Annotated in this window: 19 protein-coding genes and 1 tRNA gene; 12 read left to right on the top strand and 8 right to left on the bottom strand. The window is 57.5% G+C overall.

What is annotated here, in order from left to right:
* The first annotated feature begins 28 nt into the window (after window positions 1-28).
* Window positions 29-104 (top strand) — tRNA-Trp (locus tag B3041_RS11845).
* Between the two features lie 126 nt (window positions 105-230).
* On the opposite strand, the gene hdfR is transcribed toward B3041_RS11845, so the two are convergent.
* Window positions 231-1,052: an HTH-type transcriptional regulator HdfR gene (gene hdfR, locus B3041_RS11850; protein WP_065648482.1), complete on the bottom strand. Its 822-nt coding sequence runs from the start codon at window positions 1,050-1,052 to the stop codon at window positions 231-233.
* Window positions 1,053-1,173: 121 nt separating this feature from the next.
* On the opposite strand from hdfR, the gene B3041_RS11855 reads away from it, so the two are divergent.
* Complete coding sequence (locus tag B3041_RS11855; RefSeq protein WP_065648483.1) at window positions 1,174-1,512, top strand: DUF413 domain-containing protein; 339 nt, start codon at window positions 1,174-1,176, stop codon at window positions 1,510-1,512.
* 28 nt (window positions 1,513-1,540) lie between these two features.
* Here B3041_RS11855 and B3041_RS11860 read toward each other — a convergent pair whose 3' ends face one another.
* A complete protein-coding gene (locus B3041_RS11860; RefSeq protein ID WP_065648484.1) occupies window positions 1,541-3,061 on the bottom strand; it encodes a YifB family Mg chelatase-like AAA ATPase in 1,521 nt (506 codons plus the stop codon).
* A gap of 327 nt (window positions 3,062-3,388) precedes the next feature.
* Here B3041_RS11860 and ilvL point away from each other — a divergent pair, with 327 nt between their 5' ends.
* The 6 genes from ilvL to ilvA all read left to right on the top strand — a co-directional run bounded on the left by ilvL (window position 3,389) and on the right by ilvA (window position 9,949).
* Window positions 3,389-3,487, top strand: a complete 99-nt coding sequence (gene ilvL, locus B3041_RS11865) for an ilv operon leader peptide (RefSeq protein ID WP_071669254.1) — start codon at window positions 3,389-3,391, stop codon at window positions 3,485-3,487.
* A 149-nt stretch (window positions 3,488-3,636) separates the two neighbouring features.
* Window positions 3,637-5,283, top strand: a complete 1,647-nt coding sequence (ilvG, locus tag B3041_RS11870) for an acetolactate synthase 2 catalytic subunit (RefSeq protein WP_065648485.1) — start codon at window positions 3,637-3,639, stop codon at window positions 5,281-5,283.
* On the top strand, window positions 5,280-5,537 hold the full coding sequence (ilvM, locus tag B3041_RS11875; protein ID WP_039381130.1) for an acetolactate synthase 2 small subunit: 258 nt from the start codon (window positions 5,280-5,282) through the stop codon (window positions 5,535-5,537). The genes ilvG and ilvM overlap by 4 nt, the downstream gene beginning before the upstream one ends.
* Before the next feature lie 18 nt (window positions 5,538-5,555).
* Window positions 5,556-6,485, top strand: coding sequence for a branched-chain amino acid transaminase (locus B3041_RS11880; protein WP_039381127.1), 930 nt, complete (start codon window positions 5,556-5,558; stop codon window positions 6,483-6,485).
* Between the two features lie 61 nt (window positions 6,486-6,546).
* Complete coding sequence (ilvD, locus tag B3041_RS11885) at window positions 6,547-8,397, top strand: dihydroxy-acid dehydratase (RefSeq protein ID WP_292974316.1); 1,851 nt, start codon at window positions 6,547-6,549, stop codon at window positions 8,395-8,397.
* A 4-nt stretch (window positions 8,398-8,401) separates the two neighbouring features.
* A complete protein-coding gene (gene ilvA, locus B3041_RS11890; protein WP_292974318.1) occupies window positions 8,402-9,949 on the top strand; it encodes a threonine ammonia-lyase, biosynthetic in 1,548 nt (515 codons plus the stop codon).
* Here the strand turns inward: ilvA and ilvY are convergent, their stop codons facing one another.
* On the bottom strand, window positions 9,950-10,831 hold the full coding sequence (gene ilvY, locus B3041_RS11895; RefSeq protein ID WP_065648488.1) for an HTH-type transcriptional activator IlvY: 882 nt from the start codon (window positions 10,829-10,831) through the stop codon (window positions 9,950-9,952). It abuts the gene before it with no gap.
* Window positions 10,832-10,995: 164 nt separating this feature from the next.
* Here ilvY and ilvC point away from each other — a divergent pair, with 164 nt between their 5' ends.
* Entirely contained in the window at window positions 10,996-12,471 is a 1,476-nt protein-coding gene (gene ilvC / locus B3041_RS11900; RefSeq protein ID WP_065648489.1) for a ketol-acid reductoisomerase, read from the top strand.
* Window positions 12,472-13,307: 836 nt separating this feature from the next.
* Here ilvC and B3041_RS11905 read toward each other — a convergent pair.
* From B3041_RS11905 to B3041_RS11915, 3 genes are all read right to left on the bottom strand, one after another.
* A complete protein-coding gene (locus tag B3041_RS11905) occupies window positions 13,308-14,642 on the bottom strand; it encodes an MFS transporter (RefSeq protein ID WP_065648490.1) in 1,335 nt (444 codons plus the stop codon).
* Window positions 14,643-14,929: 287 nt separating this feature from the next.
* Window positions 14,930-15,931 (bottom strand): inner membrane protein YhjD, encoded by a 1,002-nt coding sequence (gene yhjD / locus B3041_RS11910; RefSeq protein ID WP_065648491.1) that lies wholly within the window; start codon window positions 15,929-15,931, stop codon window positions 14,930-14,932.
* A gap of 69 nt (window positions 15,932-16,000) precedes the next feature.
* Window positions 16,001-16,900, bottom strand: a complete 900-nt coding sequence (locus B3041_RS11915; protein WP_292974322.1) for a LysR family transcriptional regulator — start codon at window positions 16,898-16,900, stop codon at window positions 16,001-16,003.
* A gap of 115 nt (window positions 16,901-17,015) precedes the next feature.
* Between B3041_RS11915 and B3041_RS11920 the strand changes: the two genes are divergently transcribed.
* Window positions 17,016-17,774: an SDR family NAD(P)-dependent oxidoreductase gene (locus B3041_RS11920; protein WP_292974324.1), complete on the top strand. Its 759-nt coding sequence runs from the start codon at window positions 17,016-17,018 to the stop codon at window positions 17,772-17,774.
* A gap of 26 nt (window positions 17,775-17,800) precedes the next feature.
* Here B3041_RS11920 and B3041_RS11925 read toward each other — a convergent pair whose 3' ends face one another.
* Window positions 17,801-18,649, bottom strand: coding sequence for a PhzF family phenazine biosynthesis protein (locus B3041_RS11925; protein WP_292974326.1), 849 nt, complete (start codon window positions 18,647-18,649; stop codon window positions 17,801-17,803).
* 107 nt (window positions 18,650-18,756) lie between these two features.
* On the opposite strand from B3041_RS11925, the gene B3041_RS11930 reads away from it, so the two are divergent.
* Window positions 18,757-19,380, top strand: a complete 624-nt coding sequence (locus B3041_RS11930) for a glutathione S-transferase family protein (protein ID WP_065648495.1) — start codon at window positions 18,757-18,759, stop codon at window positions 19,378-19,380.
* Here the strand turns inward: B3041_RS11930 and B3041_RS11935 are convergent.
* Window positions 19,377-20,837, bottom strand: a complete 1,461-nt coding sequence (locus B3041_RS11935; RefSeq protein WP_292974328.1) for a PLP-dependent aminotransferase family protein — start codon at window positions 20,835-20,837, stop codon at window positions 19,377-19,379. The genes B3041_RS11930 and B3041_RS11935 overlap by 4 nt on opposite strands.
* A gap of 135 nt (window positions 20,838-20,972) precedes the next feature.
* On the opposite strand from B3041_RS11935, the gene B3041_RS11940 reads away from it, so the two are divergent.
* Window positions 20,973-21,560, top strand: a complete 588-nt coding sequence (locus B3041_RS11940) for a LysE family translocator (RefSeq protein ID WP_065648497.1) — start codon at window positions 20,973-20,975, stop codon at window positions 21,558-21,560.
* The last annotated feature ends 36 nt before the right edge of the window (window positions 21,561-21,596 follow it).

Genomic DNA, 21,596 nt, shown 5'->3' on the forward strand with positions numbered 1-21,596 from the left:
GAGCCCCGTCCGTTCCGCCACCCTATTTAGGGGCGTAGTTCAATTGGTAGAGCACCGGTCTCCAAAACCGGGTGTTGGGGGTTCGAGTCCCTCCGCCCCTGCCAGAAAACAATCCTTTGCTTCGGCAAAGGATTTTTTTTGCCTGAAATTCAGGCTCCCTCTGCATCCATGCAAAAAATAAAGAGTCTGCGCCTGCTTTAATCGCTTCAGACCCTTCTCTGTCTTTTATCTCAATGCGCCAGAACCGGAAATTTAAGCAGCTGACGAATATGCGTTTGCTGATCGCTGTTCTGCAGCCAGACGGCATACAGCGGGCGCACCGCTACCGGTGTGTCAGGGATCAGTACAATATCGTCATATATTGCCTGCCAGGAATCGGGTAAAAAAGCACAGGCCCCGGTCGTATGTAACAGTTCTCGTGTGAGATGTGCTGATGTTGTTGTTAATACCGGAACGTCATCGCTGGACAAATAGCTTTCATGCTGATGAAAATCTGCCCCCCATTCCAGTTTGATATAATCATATTTCTCGCGCTTTTCTGTTTTACGCGCCCGGAACAGAGCAAGCGATATATGACCAATTTGCTGGCTGGTCAGCTCATCCATTTTTGGTGCTTCTGTCGTGATTAACAGATCAAGCTGCCGCTCGTGCAGCTGTTTAACCAGCAAATGACGCTGGGCAATACGGGCTTCCATATGCAGGCTCTCACGGTTCTCATAGAGCGTCTGGAGCCATGGCGTAAGATAAGCCTCCCACAGAGAAGCACTGGCCCCGATAGAGAGCTCATGGTGCTGCTGCGTATGCGAAACCTCTTTTTTTGCCATCAGCCAGGTACTCATCAGGCTTTCCGCATAAGGTAATAGTCGTTCACCTGCTGAAGTCAGGCGGATATTATTACGATGGCGGGTAAAAAGATTCACGCCCAGCTGGTTTTCCAATTGACGGATGCGAAAACTGACAGCAGATTGCGTAAGGTACAGCGCCTCCGCAGCGCGTCCAAAATGACGCGTTCTGCTCACCTCCAGAAAAGTTTTCAGTAATTCCGTATCCACACTATTCTCCCAAAATTTGTTTGTCGTACTGATTTAAATGTTTTGTTTTACACTCTGTCAAGCCTATCTAATACTCCGCGCCATAAATAGCACGGCCATATGAGAATCAGGAGCGTGTAAAATGGCGGAAAGCTTCGCAACAACAAATCGTTTCTTCGATAACAAACATTATCCACGTGGATTTTCACGTCATGGTGATTTCACCATTAAAGAGGCCCAGCTTCTGGAACGCCATGGATATGCCTTTAATGAGCTTGATCTGGCAAAACGCGAACCCGTAACAGAGGAAGAGCGCTCATTCCTTGAAGTGTGCCGCGGACAACGTGAGCCGCTGACCGAAGCAGAGCGCGTCTGGTCTAAGTATACCGCTCGCATCAAGCGTCCCAAACGCTTTCACACCCTCTCAGGTGGCAAGCCGCAGATGGATACGGTTGAAGATTTCAGCGACAGTGATGACTGATAAAACGGGGCTCTGAATGGCCCCGTTTTTATTCCAGCGTTTTATGCAGATAAATCATCAGACGATCGATGCTGCGATAGCTTACCGCTTCCTGCAGATGCGACCGTAATATCTGGGTTTCTCCGGCAAGATCGGTGATGGTTCTGGCCACTTTCAGGATGCGCTGCCACGCACGTACTGACAATCCCAGCGTATTCAGTATTTCTTCCAGCCACTCTGCATCAGCCTGGTTCAACACACAGTCTCGCGTAATCTCGGCATTAGTAAGATGGGCATTAATCTTGCCGGCGCGGGCCTGCTGACGTGCTCTGGCCGCCAGTACCCGTTCCCTGACCTGTGCAGTGCTCTCACCGGTAACAGTCTGCTGACTCAGCGTTCCGCCCGGCAGCAGCGGGATCTCAAGCGACAAATCAAAGCGATCCAGAAAAGGCCCTGATAACCGGCTGAGATAACGCAGTACCTGCTGTGGTGAACAGCGGTTGTGATTGCCCTGATAATGCCCGGTGGGGCTGGGGTTCATTGCGCCAATCAGCTGGAAGCGGGCAGGATAGGTCACTTTAGCCCGCGTACGGGAGAGGGCAATTTCACCTGACTCGATAGGTTCGCGCAGCGCATCAAGAACACGACGATCAAATTCCGGTAACTCATCCAGAAACAGTACGCCATTGTGCGCCAGGGAGATTTCACCCGGACGGGGTATTGAGCCTCCGCCAACCAGCGCGTAGAGAGAGGCGCTGTGATGAGGCGCCCTGAAAGGGCGCTTACGCCACTGAGCGCGCTGCCCGCCCGTAGTGACCAGGCTGGCAATGGCCGCACACTCCAGCGCTTCACTGTCGTCCAGCGGTGGCATAATGCCCGGCAGACGCGTCGCCAGCATTGTTTTACCTGTACCGGGCGGTCCGAGCAGCAGGAGATTATGTCCGCCTGCGGCGGCAATCTCCAGCGCACGCCGTCCCTGCTGCTGACCAATAACGTCACGCAGATCCTGCAGAGGCTCCGTGGCGTCTTCAGTAGCGGCCTGTGCCACCCTGAGCATGGTCTGATTATGCAGAAAAGCGCATATTTCACTCAGGTGCACGCCGGTCAGCGTTTCCCCCTGCTGAATTAACCCCACATCCTGTTGATTTTGCTCGGCAACAATCATCTGACGGCCGGCCCTGAGCGCTGCCATCGCGGCCGGAATCGCGGCCTGCACGCCACAGAGCGCGCCGTTAAGGGCAAGCTCACCCAGGAACTCATAGCGCGCAAGTTTATCTCCTGGCAGCTGCTCTGAGGCTGCGAGAAGCGCAATAGCAATCGGCAGATCGTAGCGGCCTCCCTCTTTGGGCAGGTCGGCAGGTGCAAGATTAATAGTGATACGTTTAGCCGGAAAGCTGAACCCACTATTAATGATGGCGCTGCGTACCCGTTCGCGTGCCTCCTTAACCGTGGTTTCAGGCAGGCCGACCAGCGTCAGCGCGGGCAATCCGTTACTGATATGGACCTCAACAGTGACCAGCGGCGCTTCAATACCCAGTGCCGCACGGGTCAGAACTTTAGATAAAGACATCACTCCTCCTTGTTGCCTCTATCTTTGCCCGTTAGCACGCTATCTGCGATGCCTGGTATACCGTTTTGCCTGCTTTATTCCGCATTTTCCTGCGTTTTTCCACTGGTTTCACTAACAATGAGCGCTCGCTTCCGCTAAACGGCGTGCAGTTACGTGCCGGGCGTAATGAATATTTATCACAAATCTGAATAACCTAGTTTTTACAAGGTGATAACGATAATTACATCCCGACCACGGAAAATTGGCTGATGAAAATTATTGTAAATGACCTGCTAACTATGATAACTCTGTAGGCATTACTTCGAACAAGCGAATAAAAGACAACGTATGAAAGCCCTTCTATCCGTGATTAGCCTAGTCGTGATTAGCGTGGTGGTGATTATTAACCCACCGTGCGGGGCTGCGTCTGGAGAAAGAAAGGCTTAAAAATCAAGTCTGAAATCTCAAAAACCCCCGCACCGAAAGGTCCGGGGGTTTTTTTTTGACCAGACAAACTATCAGCTGATTAGCGAGGAGCAGATTATGAGCAGTAGCATAAAATTCTGTTGTTCTCACAGGATTACAGGAGAATAACCATGACAGGTGCACAATGGGTAGTTCAGGCATTACGCGCGCAGGGCGTTGATACCGTGTTCGGTTATCCTGGCGGCGCTATCATGCCCGTGTACGATGCGCTATATGATGGCGGCGTAGAACATCTGTTGTGCCGTCATGAGCAGGGTGCGGTGATAGCCGCTATCGGCTATGCCCGAGCCACGGGTAAAACCGGCGTCTGCATCGCAACCTCCGGTCCGGGCGCCACTAACCTGATCACCGGCCTGGCGGATGCGATGATGGATTCTGTGCCCGTAGTAGCCATTACCGGACAAGTCTCATCCGCTGTCATGGGCACCGACGCTTTTCAGGAGATTGACGTCCTCGGGCTGTCGCTGGCCTGCACCAAACACAGTTTTCTGGTGGAGTCGCTTGACGATCTGCCTTCAGTAATGGCCGAAGCCTTTGCTATCGCGCAGTCGGGACGTCCGGGGCCGGTGCTGGTTGATATTCCAAAAGATATCCAGATTGCCAGCGCGGAACTGACGCCCCATCTGCTGCCGGTTGAGGAGACGCTTTCCCATTCACCGCAACACATTGATGACGCTCGCGCCTTAATGGCACGTGCAGCAAAACCCGTGTTGTACGTTGGGGGCGGCGTGGGCATGGCGCAGGCGGTCCCGGCGCTGCGTGCCCTGGCTGCAGAAAGCGGGATCCCGGTGGTCTCGACCCTGAAAGGACTCGGCTGCGCAGAGAGCAGCAGCGAGCTCTATCTCGGTATGCTCGGCATGCACGGCACTAAAGCGGCTAACCTTGCCGTACAGTCGTGCGATTTACTGATTGCAGTAGGTGCCCGCTTTGATGACCGCGTGACCGGCAAGCTGGATACCTTTGCGCCGCATGCCAGCGTCATTCATATCGATATCGATCCGGCGGAGCTGAACAAACTGCGCCGTGCCCACGTTTCGCTGCCGGGCGATCTCCGGCAGATATTGCCCGCGCTGAGCATGCCACTGCAGATTGATGCATGGCGTAATGAAGTCCGTGCGATGAAAGCGGAATTTAGCTGGCGCTACGATCACCCAGGCGACGCGATTTATGCGCCGTTGCTGCTGAAGCAGGTTTCCGATCGCAAGCCGGACAGTACCATCGTGACCACCGATGTGGGTCAGCATCAGATGTGGACGGCGCAGCATATGGCGTTCAGCGCGCCGGAAAATTTCATCACCTCCAGCGGTCTCGGCACCATGGGGTTTGGCCTGCCAGCGGCCGTGGGTGCGCAGATTGCCCGTCCTGATGACACGGTGATCTGCGTTTCCGGTGACGGTTCCATCATGATGAACATTCAGGAGCTGGGTACCATTAAACGCAAACAGCTGCCGGTAAAAATTCTGCTGCTGGATAACCAGCGGCTGGGCATGGTGCGCCAGTGGCAGCAGCTTTTTTTCGATGGCCGCTATAGCGAGACCACCCTGACTGATAACCCCGATTTTCTGATGCTGGCCCGCGCATTTGATATTCCAGGCCAGCGTATCAGCCGTAAAGATGAAGTTGACGCCGCGATTGATGCTCTGCTGAACAGCGAAGGACCTTATTTCCTGCATGTTTCGATTGATGAGCATGAAAACGTCTGGCCACTGGTCCCGCCGGGTGCCAGCAACGCAAACATGATGGAGAAAACCGTATGAATCAGCATCAGTTATCAATTGAAGCCCGTTTTCGCCCGGAAGTGCTGGAGCGCATTTTGCGCGTTGTTCGCCACCGTGGCTTTCAGGTCTGCGCAATGAATATGGGCTCCGCCAGCAATGCAGACAACATTAATATCGAAATGACCGTTGCCAGCCAGCGCTCAGTCGATTTACTGTCTTCTCAGTTACGCAAACTTTTGGATGTCGCCTGTGTCGAGATCCAGCAGCAGACAACACAACAAATCCGCGCTTAGTCGCCAAAGGACATAACGATGAGTACGAAGAAAGCAGACTTTATTTGGTTCAACGGAGAAATGGTTAAGTGGGAAGACGCAAAAGTCAGCGTTATGTCTCATGCACTGCATTACGGTACTTCGGTGTTTGAAGGCGTACGCTGCTACGACTCGCACAAAGGCCCGGTAGTGTTCCGTCACCGTGAACATATGCAGCGTCTGCACGACTCCGCGAAAATTTATCGTTTTCCGATCAAGGCCAGCGTCGATGAGCTGATGGAAGCCTGCCGCGAAGTGATCCGCGTTAACAATCTGAAGAGCGCCTATATCCGTCCGCTGGCGTTTGTCGGCGATGTGGGCCTGGGCGTTAACCCGCCGGACGGTTTTACCACTGACGTTATCATTGCGGCTTTCCCGTGGGGAGCCTACCTCGGTCCGGAAGCGCTGGAGCAGGGTATCAATGCCATGGTCTCCTCGTGGAATCGCGTGGCCCCTAATACGCTGCCTACTGCGGCCAAAGCAGGCGGTAACTATCTCTCCTCTCTGCTGGTGGGCAGCGAAGCGCGCCGCCACGGCTATCAGGAAGGGATCGCGCTGGATACGCAGGGCTACATCTCCGAAGGCGCGGGCGAAAACCTGTTTGAAGTTAAAGATGGCATTCTGTTTACGCCGCCGTTTACCTCTTCCGCTCTGCCGGGCATCACCCGCGATGCAATCATCAAACTGGCACACGATCTCGGTATCGAAGTGCGCGAACAGGTGCTGTCACGCGAGTCGCTCTATCTGGCCGATGAGATCTTCATGTCAGGCACCGCTGCGGAAATCACCCCGGTACGCAGCGTTGACGGCATTCAGGTCGGTGAAGGCAAGCGTGGTCCGGTGACCACCCGAATTCAGAAAGCGTTCTTTGGCCTGTTTACCGGCGAAACCGAAGATAAGTATGGCTGGCTGGATCAGGTTAATCCGTAACAAGACAGCAACGCGGGGGCAGCAGCGCCCGCGTCATTTTTCAGACTGGAGTAAATAGAGCATGCCTAAGTACCGTTCAGCCACCACCATCCACGGCCGTAATATGGCGGGTGCCCGTGCCCTGTGGCGCGCCACCGGAATGACCGATGATGATTTCGGCAAGCCGATTATTGCGGTAGTGAACTCATTCACACAGTTTGTACCGGGGCACGTGCACCTGCGCGACCTCGGCAAGCTGGTTGCAGAGCAGATTGAAGCAGCGGGCGGCGTGGCAAAAGAGTTCAACACCATTGCGGTAGATGATGGTATCGCCATGGGGCATGGCGGCATGCTGTATTCACTTCCGTCACGTGAGCTGATCGCCGACTCCGTAGAGTATATGGTCAACGCCCATTGCGCGGATGCGATGGTCTGTATCTCCAACTGCGACAAAATCACCCCGGGCATGTTGATGGCGGCACTGCGCCTCAACATTCCGGTGATCTTTGTCTCCGGCGGCCCGATGGAAGCAGGCAAAACCAAACTCTCCGACCAGATCATCAAGCTGGATCTGGTAGATGCCATGATTCAGGGTGCGAACCCAAACGTCAGCGATGCCGACAGTGAACAGATTGAGCGCTCAGCCTGCCCAACCTGCGGCTCCTGTTCCGGAATGTTCACCGCTAACTCCATGAACTGTCTGACTGAGGCGCTGGGCCTGTCGCAGCCGGGCAACGGCTCGCTGCTGGCCACACACGCCGATCGTAAAGCGCTGTTCATCAATGCGGGTAAACGCATTGTGAGCCTGACCAAACGCTACTACGAGCAGGATGACGTCAACATGCTGCCGCGTAATATCGCGACCAAAGCAGCGTTTGAGAACGCCATGACGCTGGATATTGCCATGGGCGGCTCCACCAATACCGTACTGCATCTGCTGGCAGCGGCGCAGGAGGGCGAGATCGACTTCAATATCTCCGATATTGACCGCCTGTCACGTAAAGTCCCGCAGCTGTGTAAAGTGGCGCCCAGCACCCCGAAATACCATATGGAAGATGTGCACCGCGCCGGCGGCGTAATCGGTATTCTTGGCGAACTGGATCGGGCTGGCCTGATCGACACCAGCGCGCGCAATATTCTGCAGCAGACAATGCGTGAGACGCTGGATCAGTACGACATCATGCTGACGCAGGACCAGGCCGTAAAAGATATGTTCCGCGCCGGCCCGGCGGGCATCCGCACCACGCAGGCGTTCTCGCAAAGCTGTCGCTGGGACACGCTGGATGACGATCGTGCTGAGGGCTGTATCCGTACGCGCGAACACGCCTACTCACAGGATGGCGGCCTGGCGGTGCTGTACGGCAACCTGGCAGAAGATGGCTGCATTGTTAAAACGGCGGGCGTCGATAAAGAGATCCTGACCTTTAAAGGGCCGGCGAAAGTCTACGAAAGCCAGGATGATGCCGTTGAAGCGATCCTGGGCGGTAAAGTGGTGGCAGGCGATGTCGTCGTCATTCGCTATGAAGGGCCAAAAGGCGGTCCGGGTATGCAGGAGATGCTCTATCCCACCACCTACCTGAAATCGATGGGCCTTGGCAAAAGCTGCGCGCTGATCACCGACGGACGCTTCTCTGGCGGCACATCCGGCCTCTCAATCGGCCATGCCTCGCCGGAAGCGGCGAGCGGCGGCACCATTGCGCTGGTGAAAGATGGTGACCTGATTGAGATCGATATCCCGAATCGCGGCATTAAATTAGCGGTACCGGATAACGAGCTGCACGCCCGCCGTGAAGAAGAAGCTGCGCGCGGGGAAGCTGCGTGGACGCCGCACAACCGCGAACGTCAGGTCTCTTTTGCGCTGCGTGCTTACGCCTCACTGGCGACCAGCGCAGATAAAGGCGCGGTACGCGACAAGTCGAAGCTGGGAGGCTGATGGTATGGCTGAGTCTCAACCCCTTTCCGCGTCGCCCGACGGCGCGGAATACCTGCGCGCCATTCTGCGTGCGCCGGTTTATGAAATTGCGCAGGTGACGCCCCTGCAGAAGATGGAGAAGCTCTCATCAAGGCTGGGCAATACTATTCTGGTGAAGCGTGAAGATCGGCAGCCGGTGCACAGCTTCAAGCTGCGCGGCGCCTATGCGATGATCGCCGGATTAAACGAAGAGCAGAAAGCGCGCGGCGTGGTGACTGCCTCTGCCGGTAACCATGCGCAGGGGGTTGCGCTCTCAGCCAGCACGCTGGGACTTAAATCGCTGATTGTCATGCCGGTCACGACGGCTGACATCAAAGTCGATGCAGTACGGGCGTTCGGTGGCGAAGCGTATCTGTTTGGTGCCAGTTTTGATGAAGCCAAAGCGAAGGCGATTGAGCTGGCGGAGCAGCAGGGTTACACCTTTGTGCCGCCGTTTGATCACCCGGCGGTGATTGCCGGACAGGGCACGCTGGCGATGGAGCTACTGCAGCAGGATGCGCATCTCGATCGCGTCTTTGTCCCGGTTGGCGGAGGCGGGCTGGCAGCCGGAGTCGCGGTACTGATCAAGCAGCTGATGCCGCAGATCAAAGTCATTGCGGTTGAGTCTGAGGATTCTGCCTGCCTGAAAGCCGCGCTGACGGCAGGTGAGCCGGTGGATCTGCCGCGCGTCGGGCTGTTTGCCGAGGGCGTGGCGGTGAAACGCATCGGCAGCGAAACCTTCCGGCTCTGCCAGGCGTATCTCGACGACATCATCACCGTCGACAGCGATGCCATCTGTGCGGCGATGAAAGATCTGTTTGAGGATGTGCGCGCAGTGGCGGAACCCTCAGGTGCGCTGGCGCTGGCGGGCATGAAAAAGTATATCCAGCAGCACGACATCAAAGGTGAGCGTCTGGCACACGTGCTGTCGGGCGCTAACGTCAACTTCCACGGTCTGCGCTATGTCTCTGAACGCTGCGAGCTGGGAGAGCAGCGGGAAGCGCTGCTGGCGGTGACCATTCCTGAACAGCAGGGCAGCTTTCTGACATTCTGCCAGACGCTGGGCGGCCGATCGGTTACGGAGTTCAACTACCGTTATGCGGATGCGGACAGCGCCTGCATCTTTGTCGGCGTGCGCCTGACGCGCGGTCTTGAGGAGCGCAGCGAGATCATCAGCCAGCTTACGGAAGGGGGCTACCAGGTGGTGGATCTCTCTGATGATGAGATGGCCAAACTGCACGTGCGTTATATGGTTGGCGGGCGTCCGTCAAAACCGCTGCGCGAGCGGCTTTTCAGTTTTGAGTTCCCGGAAGCGCCGGGCGCACTGCTGAAGTTTCTGCAGACGCTGGGTGCGCACTGGAATATCTCACTGTTTCACTACCGCAGTCACGGCACCGATTTTGGTCGCGTGCTGGCGGCCTTTGAAGTGAATGACAAAGAACCCGATTTCGAAACCCACCTTACGGCACTGGGTTACGAGTGGCACGATGAGGCGAATAACCCGGCTTTTCGTTTCTTCCTCGCCGGGCAGTAATCAGAGCAGGTGCCAGAACGCGTGAATCAGCGGCTCCCCGAGCCGCTTTTTTTGTACGCAAACGCCCAGCTTCAGCGGCGCTACTGACTCCACGCCCTCCAGCGTCATCACCCGGTTTCGCACCGGCTCAGGGCTGTTCTCCAGTACCACATCCGGCACCAGCGCAATTCCGCAGCCCAGCGCCACCATCGAGATAATCGCCTCATGACCCGCCACCGTGGCGTAGATCTGCGGATTAGCGAGACGATAGCGCCGGAACCAGAGATCGATACCGCGCCGCGCCGGCCCCTGATCCGGGATAATAAACGGGATCTGTGACCAGTCGGGCTGCGTCTGCGTGGCCTGACTGCGTACCGGGCAGGGCAGCGCCGGCGCAATCAGCACCAGCGGGATCAGTCCCAGCGGCGTAAAGCCGATGCTGGCGGGCAGCGATTCCGGCCGGCCGGCGATGGCCAGATCGGCCTCACCCGACTGCACCATCTCAATGGCGTCTGCTGCGTCGCCGGTCGTAAGCTTGATCTCCACCTGCGGATGTTCAGCACGAAAGCGATCGAGAATCGGCGGCAGATGGCTGTACGCGGCGGTCACCGAGCAGAACAGACGCAGCTCACCGCTTAGTGAGGGGCCGTTGAGATCCATGACGTGACGCAGCTGCTGATACTGCAGCAGCGTTTGCTGGGCAAACTGGCGCAGACGTTCACCCGCTTCCGTCAGCGTCACGGTGCGGTTATCCCGCAGAAACAACGCATGACCGACATCCTCTTCCAGCCGCTGGATCTGGCGCGACAGCGTAGAGGGGCTGACGTGCATGGCGCGTGCCGTGCGGCCAAAATGGCAGCTTTCCGCCAGATGCAGAAAGAGTTTTAAATCGCGTAAATCCATCCGGAATCTCCTGACATTCTGTATTGCAAAAATTGCAATGTAACGTTGTTAATATATCAATTTAAGCAATGGATTTCCTGTCATATGATGGGGTCATTCGCGGCGCTGAAGCAGGCGCCGTTACCAGACAATAATGCAAACACAACATTGATGCGGAGTACCCCATGGCTAACTACTTCAACACATTAAACCTGCGCAATCAGTTAGCGCAGCTGGGCAAATGTCGCTTTATGGCGCGCGATGAGTTCGCCGATGGCGCCAGCTTCCTGAAAGGTAAAAAAGTAGTGATAGTGGGTTGTGGCGCACAGGGCCTGAACCAGGGTCTGAATATGCGTGACTCCGGACTGGACGTGGCTTATGCGCTGCGTGCAGAAGCGATTGCGGAAAAGCGCGCCTCGTTCCGCAAAGCAACAGAAAACGGCTTTAAAGTGGGCACCTATGAAGAGCTGATCCCGCAGGCAGATCTGGTGGTTAACCTGACGCCAGACAAACAGCACTCCTCTGTTGTGAAAGCGGTTCAGCCCCTGATGAAAGATGGCGCAGCGCTGGGCTACTCGCACGGCTTTAATATTGTTGAAGTGGGCGAAACCATTCGCAAAGATATCACCGTGGTGATGGTGGCACCGAAGTGCCCGGGTACTGAAGTACGCGAAGAGTATAAGCGTGGCTTTGGCGTTCCGACGCTTATCGCTGTGCATCCGGAAAACGATCCGAAAGGTGAAGGTATGGCCATCGCGAAAGCCTGGGCAGCGGCTACCGGCGGTGACCGTGCGGGCGTGCTGGAATCCTCCTTTGTGGCGGAAGTAAAATCGGACCTGATGGGTGAGCAGACTATTCTGTGCGGCATGCTTCAGGCGGGTTCGCTGCTCTGCTTCGACAAGCTGGTGGCTGAAGGGCACGATGTCGCCTACACCGAAAAACTGATTCAGTTCGGCTGGGAAACCATCACCGAATCGCTGAAGTTTGGCGGCATTACTCTGATGATGGATCGTCTCTCTAACCCGGCAAAAATCCGTGCGTATGCGCTTTCTGAGCAGCTGAAAACCATTATGGCGCCGCTGTTTCAGAAGCATATGGATGACATCATCTCGGGTGAATTCTCGTCCGGCATGATGGCTGACTGGGCAAACGACGACAAAAACCTGCTGACCTGGCGCGAAGAGACCGGCAAAACGGCGTTTGAAAACGCGCCGCAGTTTGAAGGCAAAATCGAAGAGCAGGAGTACTACGATAAAGGTGTCGTCATGGTCGCGATGGTAAAAGCGGGCGTTGAGCTGGCGTTTGAAACCATGGTAGACGCCGGCATCATTGAAGAGTCTGCATACTATGAGTCGCTGCATGAGCTGCCGCTGATTGCTAATACCATCGCGCGTAAGCGCCTGTATGAGATGAACGTGGTGATCTCCGATACCGCCGAGTATGGCAACTATCTGTTCTCATTCGCGGCCGTGCCGCTGCTGCAGGAGTTCATGACCACGCTGCAGCCAGGCGATCTGGGTAAAGCGACGGAAGGCACTCAGGTTGATAACGCGCAGCTGCGTGACGTTAATGAAGCGATTCGTCAGCATCCGATTGAAACCGTTGGCCGCAAACTGCGTGGCTATATGACCGATATGAAACGTATCGCGGTAGCTGGTTAAATCTTCCGCCCGACAATTTTCAGCCTCATCAAACCCCGGCCTGCCGGGGTTTTTTATTGCGCAGAACAGCGCCCGGGCACAACGAGCCGCATAAATGCGGCCCCTACCGCGATACATCTTGCAGAGGCGCCGCACCATCCGTAGGGGCGCCATTAATGGTGCCCTGGCTCAACGGGCCGCATAAATGCGGCCCCTACGCGATACACCCCGCAGGAGCGCCGCACCACCCGTAGGGGCGCCATTAATGGCGCCCTGGCACAACGGGCCGCATAAATGCGGCCCCTACCGCGATACATCCTGCAGAGGCGCCGCACCACCCGTAGGGGCGCCATTAATGGTGCCCTGGCTCAACGGGCCGCATAAATGCGGCCCCTACCGCGATACATCCTGCAGAGGCACCGCACCACCCGTAGGGGTGCCATTAATGGCGCCCTGGCTCAACGGGCCGCATAAATGCGGCCCCTACGCGATACACCCCGCAGGGGCACCGCACCACCCGTAGGGGCGCCATTAATGGTGCCCTGGCTCAACGGGCCGCATAAATGCGGCCCCTACCGCGATACATCCTGCAGAGGCACCGCACCACCCGTAGGGGCGCCATTAATGGCGCCCTGGCTCAACGGGCCGCATAAATGCGGCCCCTACCGCGATACATCCTGCAGAGGCGCCGCACCACCCGTAGGGGCGCCATTAATGGCGCCCTGGCTCAACGGGCCGCATAAATGCGGCCCCTACGCGATACACCCCGCAGGGGCGCCGCACCATCCCGCCCTCGCGGCCTTACGTAATAAAAAACCCGGACTGGCCGGGTTTTTGTACTGCATCAGAACGCGACGTTACGCCGCATCATACAGCGTCTGGTGCCGCGTCTCTTTACAGGCGATCAGGGCAATCAGCGTCAGTACTGCCATAGCGGCAAGGTAGAAACCTACTGCCTGCAGGCCATAATTTGCATTGAGCCAGGTAGCGATATAAGGCGCGACGGAAGCCCCGAGAATCGACGACAAGTTATAAGAGAAAGAAGCACCGGTATAGCGCACTTCGGTCGGGAACAGCTCCGGCAGCAGCGCACCCATCGGACCAAACGTCAGGCCCATAATGCTCAGACCCAGCAGCAGAAAGCCCATCACCAGAATCTGCGAGCCGGAGCCAAGCAGCAGCGGAAACATCAGTGCAAAAGCGATAATCATCAGCGTAATCGTGATCATGGTTCTGCGGCGGCCAAAACGATCGGCCAGCAGACCGGCAATCGGTACCATTACGCCAAATCCGATTACCGCCACCATCAGCATCCACAGAAAACTGTTGCGCGAGTAGCCGAGTCCGACCGGTGCCGGCGCGGTGCCGTAGCTCATTGAGTAGACGGTCATGATGTAGAACAGCGTATAGGTAGCCAGCATGATAAACGTACCGAGAATGGTCGCCGTCATATGCTTGCTCAGCAGCGTGCCGATAGGCATACGCACCTGCTTCTGCTCCTTCTGCACTTTGGCAAAAACCGGACTCTCATGCAGCGAGACGCGCACATAAAGGCCGATCAGCACCAGCACCGCCGAAAGGATAAACGGCACGCGCCAGCCCCACTGCATAAACTGCTCGTCGGTCAGCAGCCAGGAGAGCAGCAGGAACGTGCCGTTAGCAAAGAAAAAGCCAATCGGTGCGCCCAGCTGCGGGAACGAGCCGTAGAGCGCGCGCTTTTTCGCCGGCGCATTCTCCGTTGCCAGCAGCGCGGCACCTCCCCATTCACCGCCCAGCCCCAGTCCCTGGCCGAAGCGTGCCAGCGCCAGCAGCAGCGGCGCAGCAACGCCAATGGTTTCATAACCCGGCAGCAGACCAATCAGCACCGTTGAGACGCCCATTGTCAGCAGCGAAGCGACCAGCGTCGCCTTACGACCGACGCGATCGCCAAAGTGACCAAACACCGCTGAGCCGATTGGCCGCGCGACAAAGGCGATGGCAAAGGTTGCCAGCGACTGCAGGGTAGCAACGGTGGCATCCCCCTGCGGAAAGAAAATATGCGGAAAGACGATAACCGCTGCGGTGGCGTAAATGTAGAAATCGAAGAACTCGATAGCGGTACCGACCAGGGAAGCAACGACAACTTTACCGCGCGAATTGACCGGCGCATCGTCGTGCAGTGCGTCAGGTGTTTCTGTGATGGAGGCTTGCATAAATGTTTCTTAATTGTAAATGTAAACCAGAAATATTACGCACCTGGTATGCGGCATTCAATGAGCAAAAAGCGTGGCAAAACGGCGATTTTCGCCGAAAAAGAGGATAATGTCTGAGTTAACCGGATTGATGGCGGATGGCAGCGGCAGGGAGCATTTTTCTGGCGTGAATCGCTGCCAAACCGCTAAATAAAAGTGTCCTGCCGGGGTTTCCTGCTGGCGGATGCGCTGAAATTCGCCAGCAGGAAACAGATATTACTGTTTAGTCAGTTGCCCTGCACACGCTGTCAGGAGGGCTGACGCGGCTGTGGCATTTCCGTGTCCCCTTTATATTTCGCCGTGGCGATCCACGCGGCGCAGAACAGCGTCAGGCGGGCAAAGAAGTAGAAAAACGCCATCAGGCCAAGTACCGAACCAAAGGCGGCACCTGAAGGAGAGGTTGCCAGCTTCGGCAGCGTCAGCGTCATGACGAATTTAATCACCTCAAAGCCGATGGCTGCCAGCAGCGTACCGCGCAGCAGCGCTCTTTTACGCGGCTTATGACGCGGCAGGATCCAGAAAATCCACAGAAAGAGCAGATAGTTCGCCAGCACGGAGATTGAGAGAGCAATGACCGTCATGACCGGACGCAGCCAGTCAATGCCATCCAGCCCCAGCGCACTGACGATAGCCGCCTGAGCAGCACCGGCAATCGAGGTCAGCGAAAGGGTGATCACCAGCGCCAGCATCAGCCCCAGGAGTGAGAAGAGATCGCGCAGATATTTCTTCCAGAACACCTCTTTATCATCCGGCGTTCGTTCCCAGACATCGCGCGACTGCGCGCGGACCGCTTCGCGCAGGTTGCCCATCCAGTTAATACCGGAATAGAGGGCCAGCAGCAGACCGGTCAGCCCCACGGTAGCACGCTGCTGGATCGCGGTGTTCACGGTATTCTTCAGCGTAGTGGCGAGCGTGGGATCGCTGATGCTGCTGACAATTTTGTTAATCAGCTCTGACAGCAAATCCTGATTGGACGCCAGCACGAACCCCACGGCGGCAAACGACACCATCAGGATCGGGATCAGTGATAAAAAAGAGAAATAGGTGATCGCCGCGCCAAACTGGCTGCCCAGCCGGTCATTAAAGCGATCCAGCGCCCGGATAAAGTGGGCCACAGCCGGAATAGACTGAAACCACGTGGCGAAGCGCGACACGCGACGAATTGAGCCATCCACGGTTTTGTTACCGGTGTGGATATCGATCAGCGGCTTTGGATCGGCGGCTGACTCCTGGGTTGTTTTGTCTGTCATAGACGATAGGCATCCTGTTCACTGCGAAACTGAAATTATATACCCTAAATAACGGGCACGGCGGATGCGTCAGGTGACGTACTCCTGCAGCACCTGACTCAGCCACTCCATAAACACCCGCACGCGGCGCGCCACGTTACGGCGGTGCGGATAGAGCAGCGTAATCGGCATCGGTTTTGCCGGAAAGGCGTGCAGCACTTCCACCAGCTGACCCGACTCCAGCAGCGGCTGAACACCCATTGCCGGCACCTGAATAATGCCCAGTCCGGCCAGGCAGGCGGCCCGATAGGTTTCAGTGCTGTTTACCGTGACCACGCCGCCGGTCTGCACATAGTGGCACTGCCGGCCATCAAAATATTCAAATCCCGGCGCGGGCTGACCCAGCTGCTGGGTATAGTGCACCATGGCGTGCTGCGACAGCTCCTCCAGCCGTATCGGGCGTCCGAAGCGGGAAAGGTAGTCGGGACTGGCGCAGTTGATCAAGGCATAGGTGCCAATTTTTCGCGCAATCAGCCCGGAATCTTTCAGCTCGCCCACGCGCACCACGCAGTCAAACCCTTCACGGATCACATCCACCTGGCGATCGCTGCTGCTCAGCTCAAGCTCAATACCAGGATAGTGCTGCAGAAATTCCGGCAGGCGCGGCAGAATAAAGCGGGTGGCCATCGCCACCGACATATCGACCCGCAGTTTGCCGCTCAGCGTGGCCGGGTCATGCTGAAACAGACTGTCCATATCTTCCATCATCGACAGCAGATCGAGGCAGCGATCGTAATAGACCAGCCCGTCCTGGGTGAGATGCACGCGCCGGGTGGTACGGTGCAGCAGGCGCGTGCCCATCTGATTTTCCAGCGCCTGCAGCTGACGTGACACACTGCCCTTGGGTAAACCCAGACTTTCCGCTGCCCGGGTAAAACTGCCCATCTCCGCGACCCGTACAAAAACCTGCATTGCATGAATTTTATCCATGTTGTTCACCGATTGTTGTTGTTATTGAAACAGTGCTGCGCAGTTATCTGCGTTTATAGATCACTTTGGTTTGAATATCTTTATCAGACGTTCACTTTTGCAGCAGGAGAGAGTTATGAATCACAAAATTGCGCTGATTACCGGCGGAAACCGCGGTCTGGGACGGAATGCAGCCCTGAAACTGGCCGCGCGCGGCACACATATTGTATTTACCTACCGAAGTCACGCCGATGAAGCGCAGAGAGGGGTGGAGGAGATCGAAGCGCTGGGCGTGCAGGCAGCTGCGCTGCCGCTGGACGTGGGTGACAGCCGCCAGTTCGCTGCCTTTGCACAACAGCTCACGCAGACGCTACAGCGCCTCTGGCAGCGCGACCGGTTTGATTTTCTGGTAAATAATGCAGGTCATGGCCACTATCGGCTGCTGACCGAAACCACTGAGGCGGAATTTGATGCGCTGGTCAATGTGCACCTGAAAGGCCCGTTTTTTCTGACCCAGACGCTGCTGCCGCTGCTGAACGACGGCGGTCGCATCCTGAATATCTCCAGCGGCCTGACCCGCATCACGCAGCCCGGTTCCGGGACCTATGCCGCGATGAAAGGCGCCATGGAGGTGCTGACGCGCTATCAGGCGAAAGAGCTGGGCGCGCGGCGCATTCGCGTCAATATCCTGGCACCCGGCGCGATTGAGACTGACTTTGGCGGCGGACGGGTGCGCGATACGCGTGACCTCAACGCGCAGATTGCGTCCGTCACCGCGCTGGGGCGGGTCGGGCTGCCGGACGACATCGGTGACGCTATCTGCATGCTGCTGAGCGAGGAGAGCGGCTGGATCACCGCCCAGCGCATTGAAGCATCGGGCGGTCAGGCGTTGTGACTGCCTGCTGACGTAAGAGCGGCGCGTCAGAGCGTGATGGTACCGTCTATTACCGTTACCGTCTGACCCCCAATCCAGATTGCCTCCTCCGTATAGGTAACGTCAATACGGCCGGTGCGCTGGATCACGCTGCCCTGGCGTGCCCGGTAGCTGCGCGTCTGGCCCTGTGCCGCCAGGTAGCGTGCCAGACAGGCATTAGCGCTGCCGGTGACCGGATCTTCAGTGAGGCTGCCATTCTCCACCAGTAGCGCGCGCACCTCATACTGCTCCGGCTCCCCCGGCGGCAGTGTGCCAAAAATCAGCGTGCCGCTGACGCCAGCGCGCTGCTGCAGCTGCTGCAGATCGGCCGCGGAAGCCGTGACATCGCGTACCGCCTGCGCGCTGCTGAGCGGGATAAGCAGCCAGCGAATTCCCATATCCGCCACGGCAGGCGACTGCGTCAGATCAAAGGCCTCACTGTTAAGCGCGCGGCTTATCAGCGCATCGCTGAACGGCGTCAGGCTCGCCGCCGGGGCCGCGAACGCCAGCGCGCCATCGGCGGCGATACGCACTTCGACCAGCCCGACGCCGCACTCCTGAATAATGCAGCCGGCGTTTTTCAGCGGCCAGCCCGCTTCCAGCAGCGCATGTGCCGTACCCAGCGTCGGGTGACCGGCAAACGGCAGCTCCCCTTCCGGGGTAAAAATGCGTACGCGGTAGTCCGCCGCACCGTGCTCTGGCGGCAGAACAAAGGTGGTCTCTGACAGATTGGTCCAGCGCGCAATGGCTGCCATCTGCCCGTCAGCTAACTCCTGTGCATCCATGATCACAGCCAGCGGATTTCCGCGGAATGCCGTTGCGGTAAAAACGTCCACTTGTTTAAACGCCACTCTCATACCGATCCCTTTTCTGTCAGTCAATATGGGGAATGATACCCTGCGCATGGTAAAAGCGTGCTAACAGGACTATGAATAGATTAATAATTCTGCAGGCGGAGTCCGCAATGTTAAAAATTTTAGGTCGTAATACATCCATCAACGTGCGCAAAGTGCTGTGGCTCTGCGCTGAGCTGAATATCACCTATAAACATGAGGCCTGGGGCGACGACGGGCTGTCGCTGCATGCACCGCAGTTTATGGCGCTGAATCCCAACGCGCTGGTGCCGGTCATCATCGACGACGGGCTGGTGATATGGGAATCCAACGCTATTCTGCGCTACCTGGCCAGCAACTACGGTGGCGCATGGCTCTATCCGGACGAACCGCGCGTACGCGCGCCGGTAGATCAGTGGATCGACTGGCAGGCCACTGAGCTGAATACCTCCTGGCGCTACGCCTTTATGTCGCTGGTGCGTAATTCGCCGGCGCATCAGGATCCCCGCCTGCTCGCGGCAGCGGTAAAAGGCTGGACGCACACCATGGGCATTCTCAACCAGCAGCTGGAAAAATCGGGCCGCTACGTGGCCGGACGTCACTTCAGCCTGGCGGATATTCCGGTCGGACTGGCGGTGAACCGCTGGTTTGAGACGCCGCTGGATCACCCCGATTTTCCGGCGATACAGACTTATTATGAGCGGCTGACGGAGCGTCCCGGCTTTACCACCTGGGGACGCAACGGCACGCCTTAAGGCACAGCAGGGGCGATGCCGGTCATCTCACACGCCAGGGCGCCCGTGCGCGCTAAGGCACGGGTATAACGCGCGTCAAACGGATAGCAGCAGGAGAGGCGCAGCGCATGCCGGTAGCGTTCGCTCAGTGTATAAAGCGCACCTGGCGTGACGCAGATCTGCTCCTGCAGCAGCCGGGTAAACAGCATAACCGTGTCGATCTCACCCGGCAGCTCGACCCAGAAAACAAAACCGCCGCGCGGTAGCGTGGCGCGTGTCCCCTGCGGGAAATGGCGTGCCAGAATGCCCCGAGCCGCATCCAGGTTTGCCGCATAGCGCCGGCGCAGCGAGCGCAGATGATGATCATAGCCTCCGCTGGCCAGGAACTCTGCCAGCGTCTCGCTCAGCAGCCGCGATTCAGTCATTGATGAAACCGCCTTCAGCCGCGCGATGCTGGCGTGAAACCGGCCCGCGGCGGTCCAGCCAATGCGGAAATCAGGGGCCACGGTTTTGGTAAAGCTGGTGCAGTAAATCACCCAGCCATTGCGATCGAACGCCTTAACCGGCGGGGACAGCGGCCAGTCAAACTGCAGTTCATCATAGAGTCCGTCTTCAATCAGCGGGATGCGGTGGTGATTCATCAGCGCGGCCAGCCGTTTTTTGTTCTCCAGCGGCATCACGTACCCCAGCGGATTTTGCGCGCCCGGCATGGCGATCAGCGCCTGAATGCGCTGCTCCTGCAGCAGCATCTCCAGCGCATCCAGTGAGAGGCCGCGATGCGGATCGGTCGGGATCTCCAGCGCTTTCAGCCCCAGCGAGGCGAGCAGCGGAAACAGGAAAAAATAGGTGGGGGATTCCAGTCCGATACAGTCGCCGGGCTGCGTAACCGCACGCAGCGCCAGCTGCAGCGCCTCCATGCAGCCGTGGGTGAGGGTGATCGCCTGAGCGGTAAGGTTCAGTCCGGTATGCACGCTGCGCCGGGCGATCTCCTCGCGCAGCCGCTCGCTGCCGGGCGGCAGCGCATAGCGGCCGATAATGTCGCCCTGGCGCCGGATCAGCGCGGCGGTGATCCGGCCCAGCTTCGCTGAAGGAAAAAGTTCGCTGTCCTGCGGACAGGCCAGTGAAATATTGGTGTAGTCAGGATTATTCTGCGCGGCAAAAACCTGCTCAATCAGCGCCAGCTTCTGTGCATCCGGATCGCTGATTTCTGCAGCGGGCGTCTGCAGCGACGGCGTAACGGCCGGCAGCACACCGCGCACGTAATAACCTGACTGCGGCCGCGCCTCAATCAGTCCGCGATCTTCCAGCAGCTGCCAGGCGCTGAGCACGGTATTCACGCTGAGCTGATGCGACTGCGCCACCCGCCGGATAGCAGGCAGGCGTGCGCCGGGTCGCAGCGATCCCTGATGAATAGCGTCAGCAAATTTTGCTGCCAGCTGCTGATAGCGCGGTTGATCGTCAGAAAAAGCGAGGGACACAATAGCCTCCGGAAATTACAGGTACAAAGCAGGAAAAACGCGACTGTACCCATCACAATACTGAATTGCTGTCTCTGTTGCCATTACGGCTGGCGCATTACGATGGTGTCAGCTTATTCAGTCCGGAGAACGCCTGTGCTCGATCCCACCTTTTTCAGTTACGTTACCATCATGTCTATTACGCCCGGCCCGAACAATCTGCTGCTGGCTACCTCAGGCGTCAACTTCGGCTTTCGCCGCACGCTGCCAATGCTGGCCGGTATACTGCTCGGCTGCGCGCTGCAGATGCTGCTGGCCAGCGTGGCGCTGGAGCTGCTGCTGACGTGGATGGCGACCGTGCGTCTGCCGCTGACGCTGGCCGGCTGTGGCTATCTGCTCTGGCTGTCATGGAAAATATTTCGCGCCGGTGCGCCGCAGGTCAGCGCCCGTCCGCGTCCCATGACGCTGCTGGGCGGCGTGGCTTTTCAGGCCGTTAATCCGAAAGCCTGGCTGATGGTCACAAACGTGGCGCTGCTCTACGCCAGCAGCAGCAGCGTCTGGCTGGTTCTGGCCGCTTTTGCGGCGCTGAATCTGCCCTGTATTCTGCTCTGGGCGGCGCTGGGGGATCGGCTGCGTACGCACCTGCAAACGCACTGGAAACGGCGGCTGTTTAATGCGGTGATGGCATTATCGCTGGTCGCCACTACTGTCTGGATGGGGTATGACGCGCTGAGCGCGATATAGAGCAGGTGCGCCGGGCGGCGCACCTGAAAAGTCAGC

Origin of the sequence: Pantoea sp. UBA4549 (genome assembly GCF_002387285.1) — a bacterium.
In the GTDB taxonomy this organism is placed as follows: Bacteria; Pseudomonadota; Gammaproteobacteria; order Enterobacterales; family Enterobacteriaceae; genus Pantoea; species Pantoea borealis.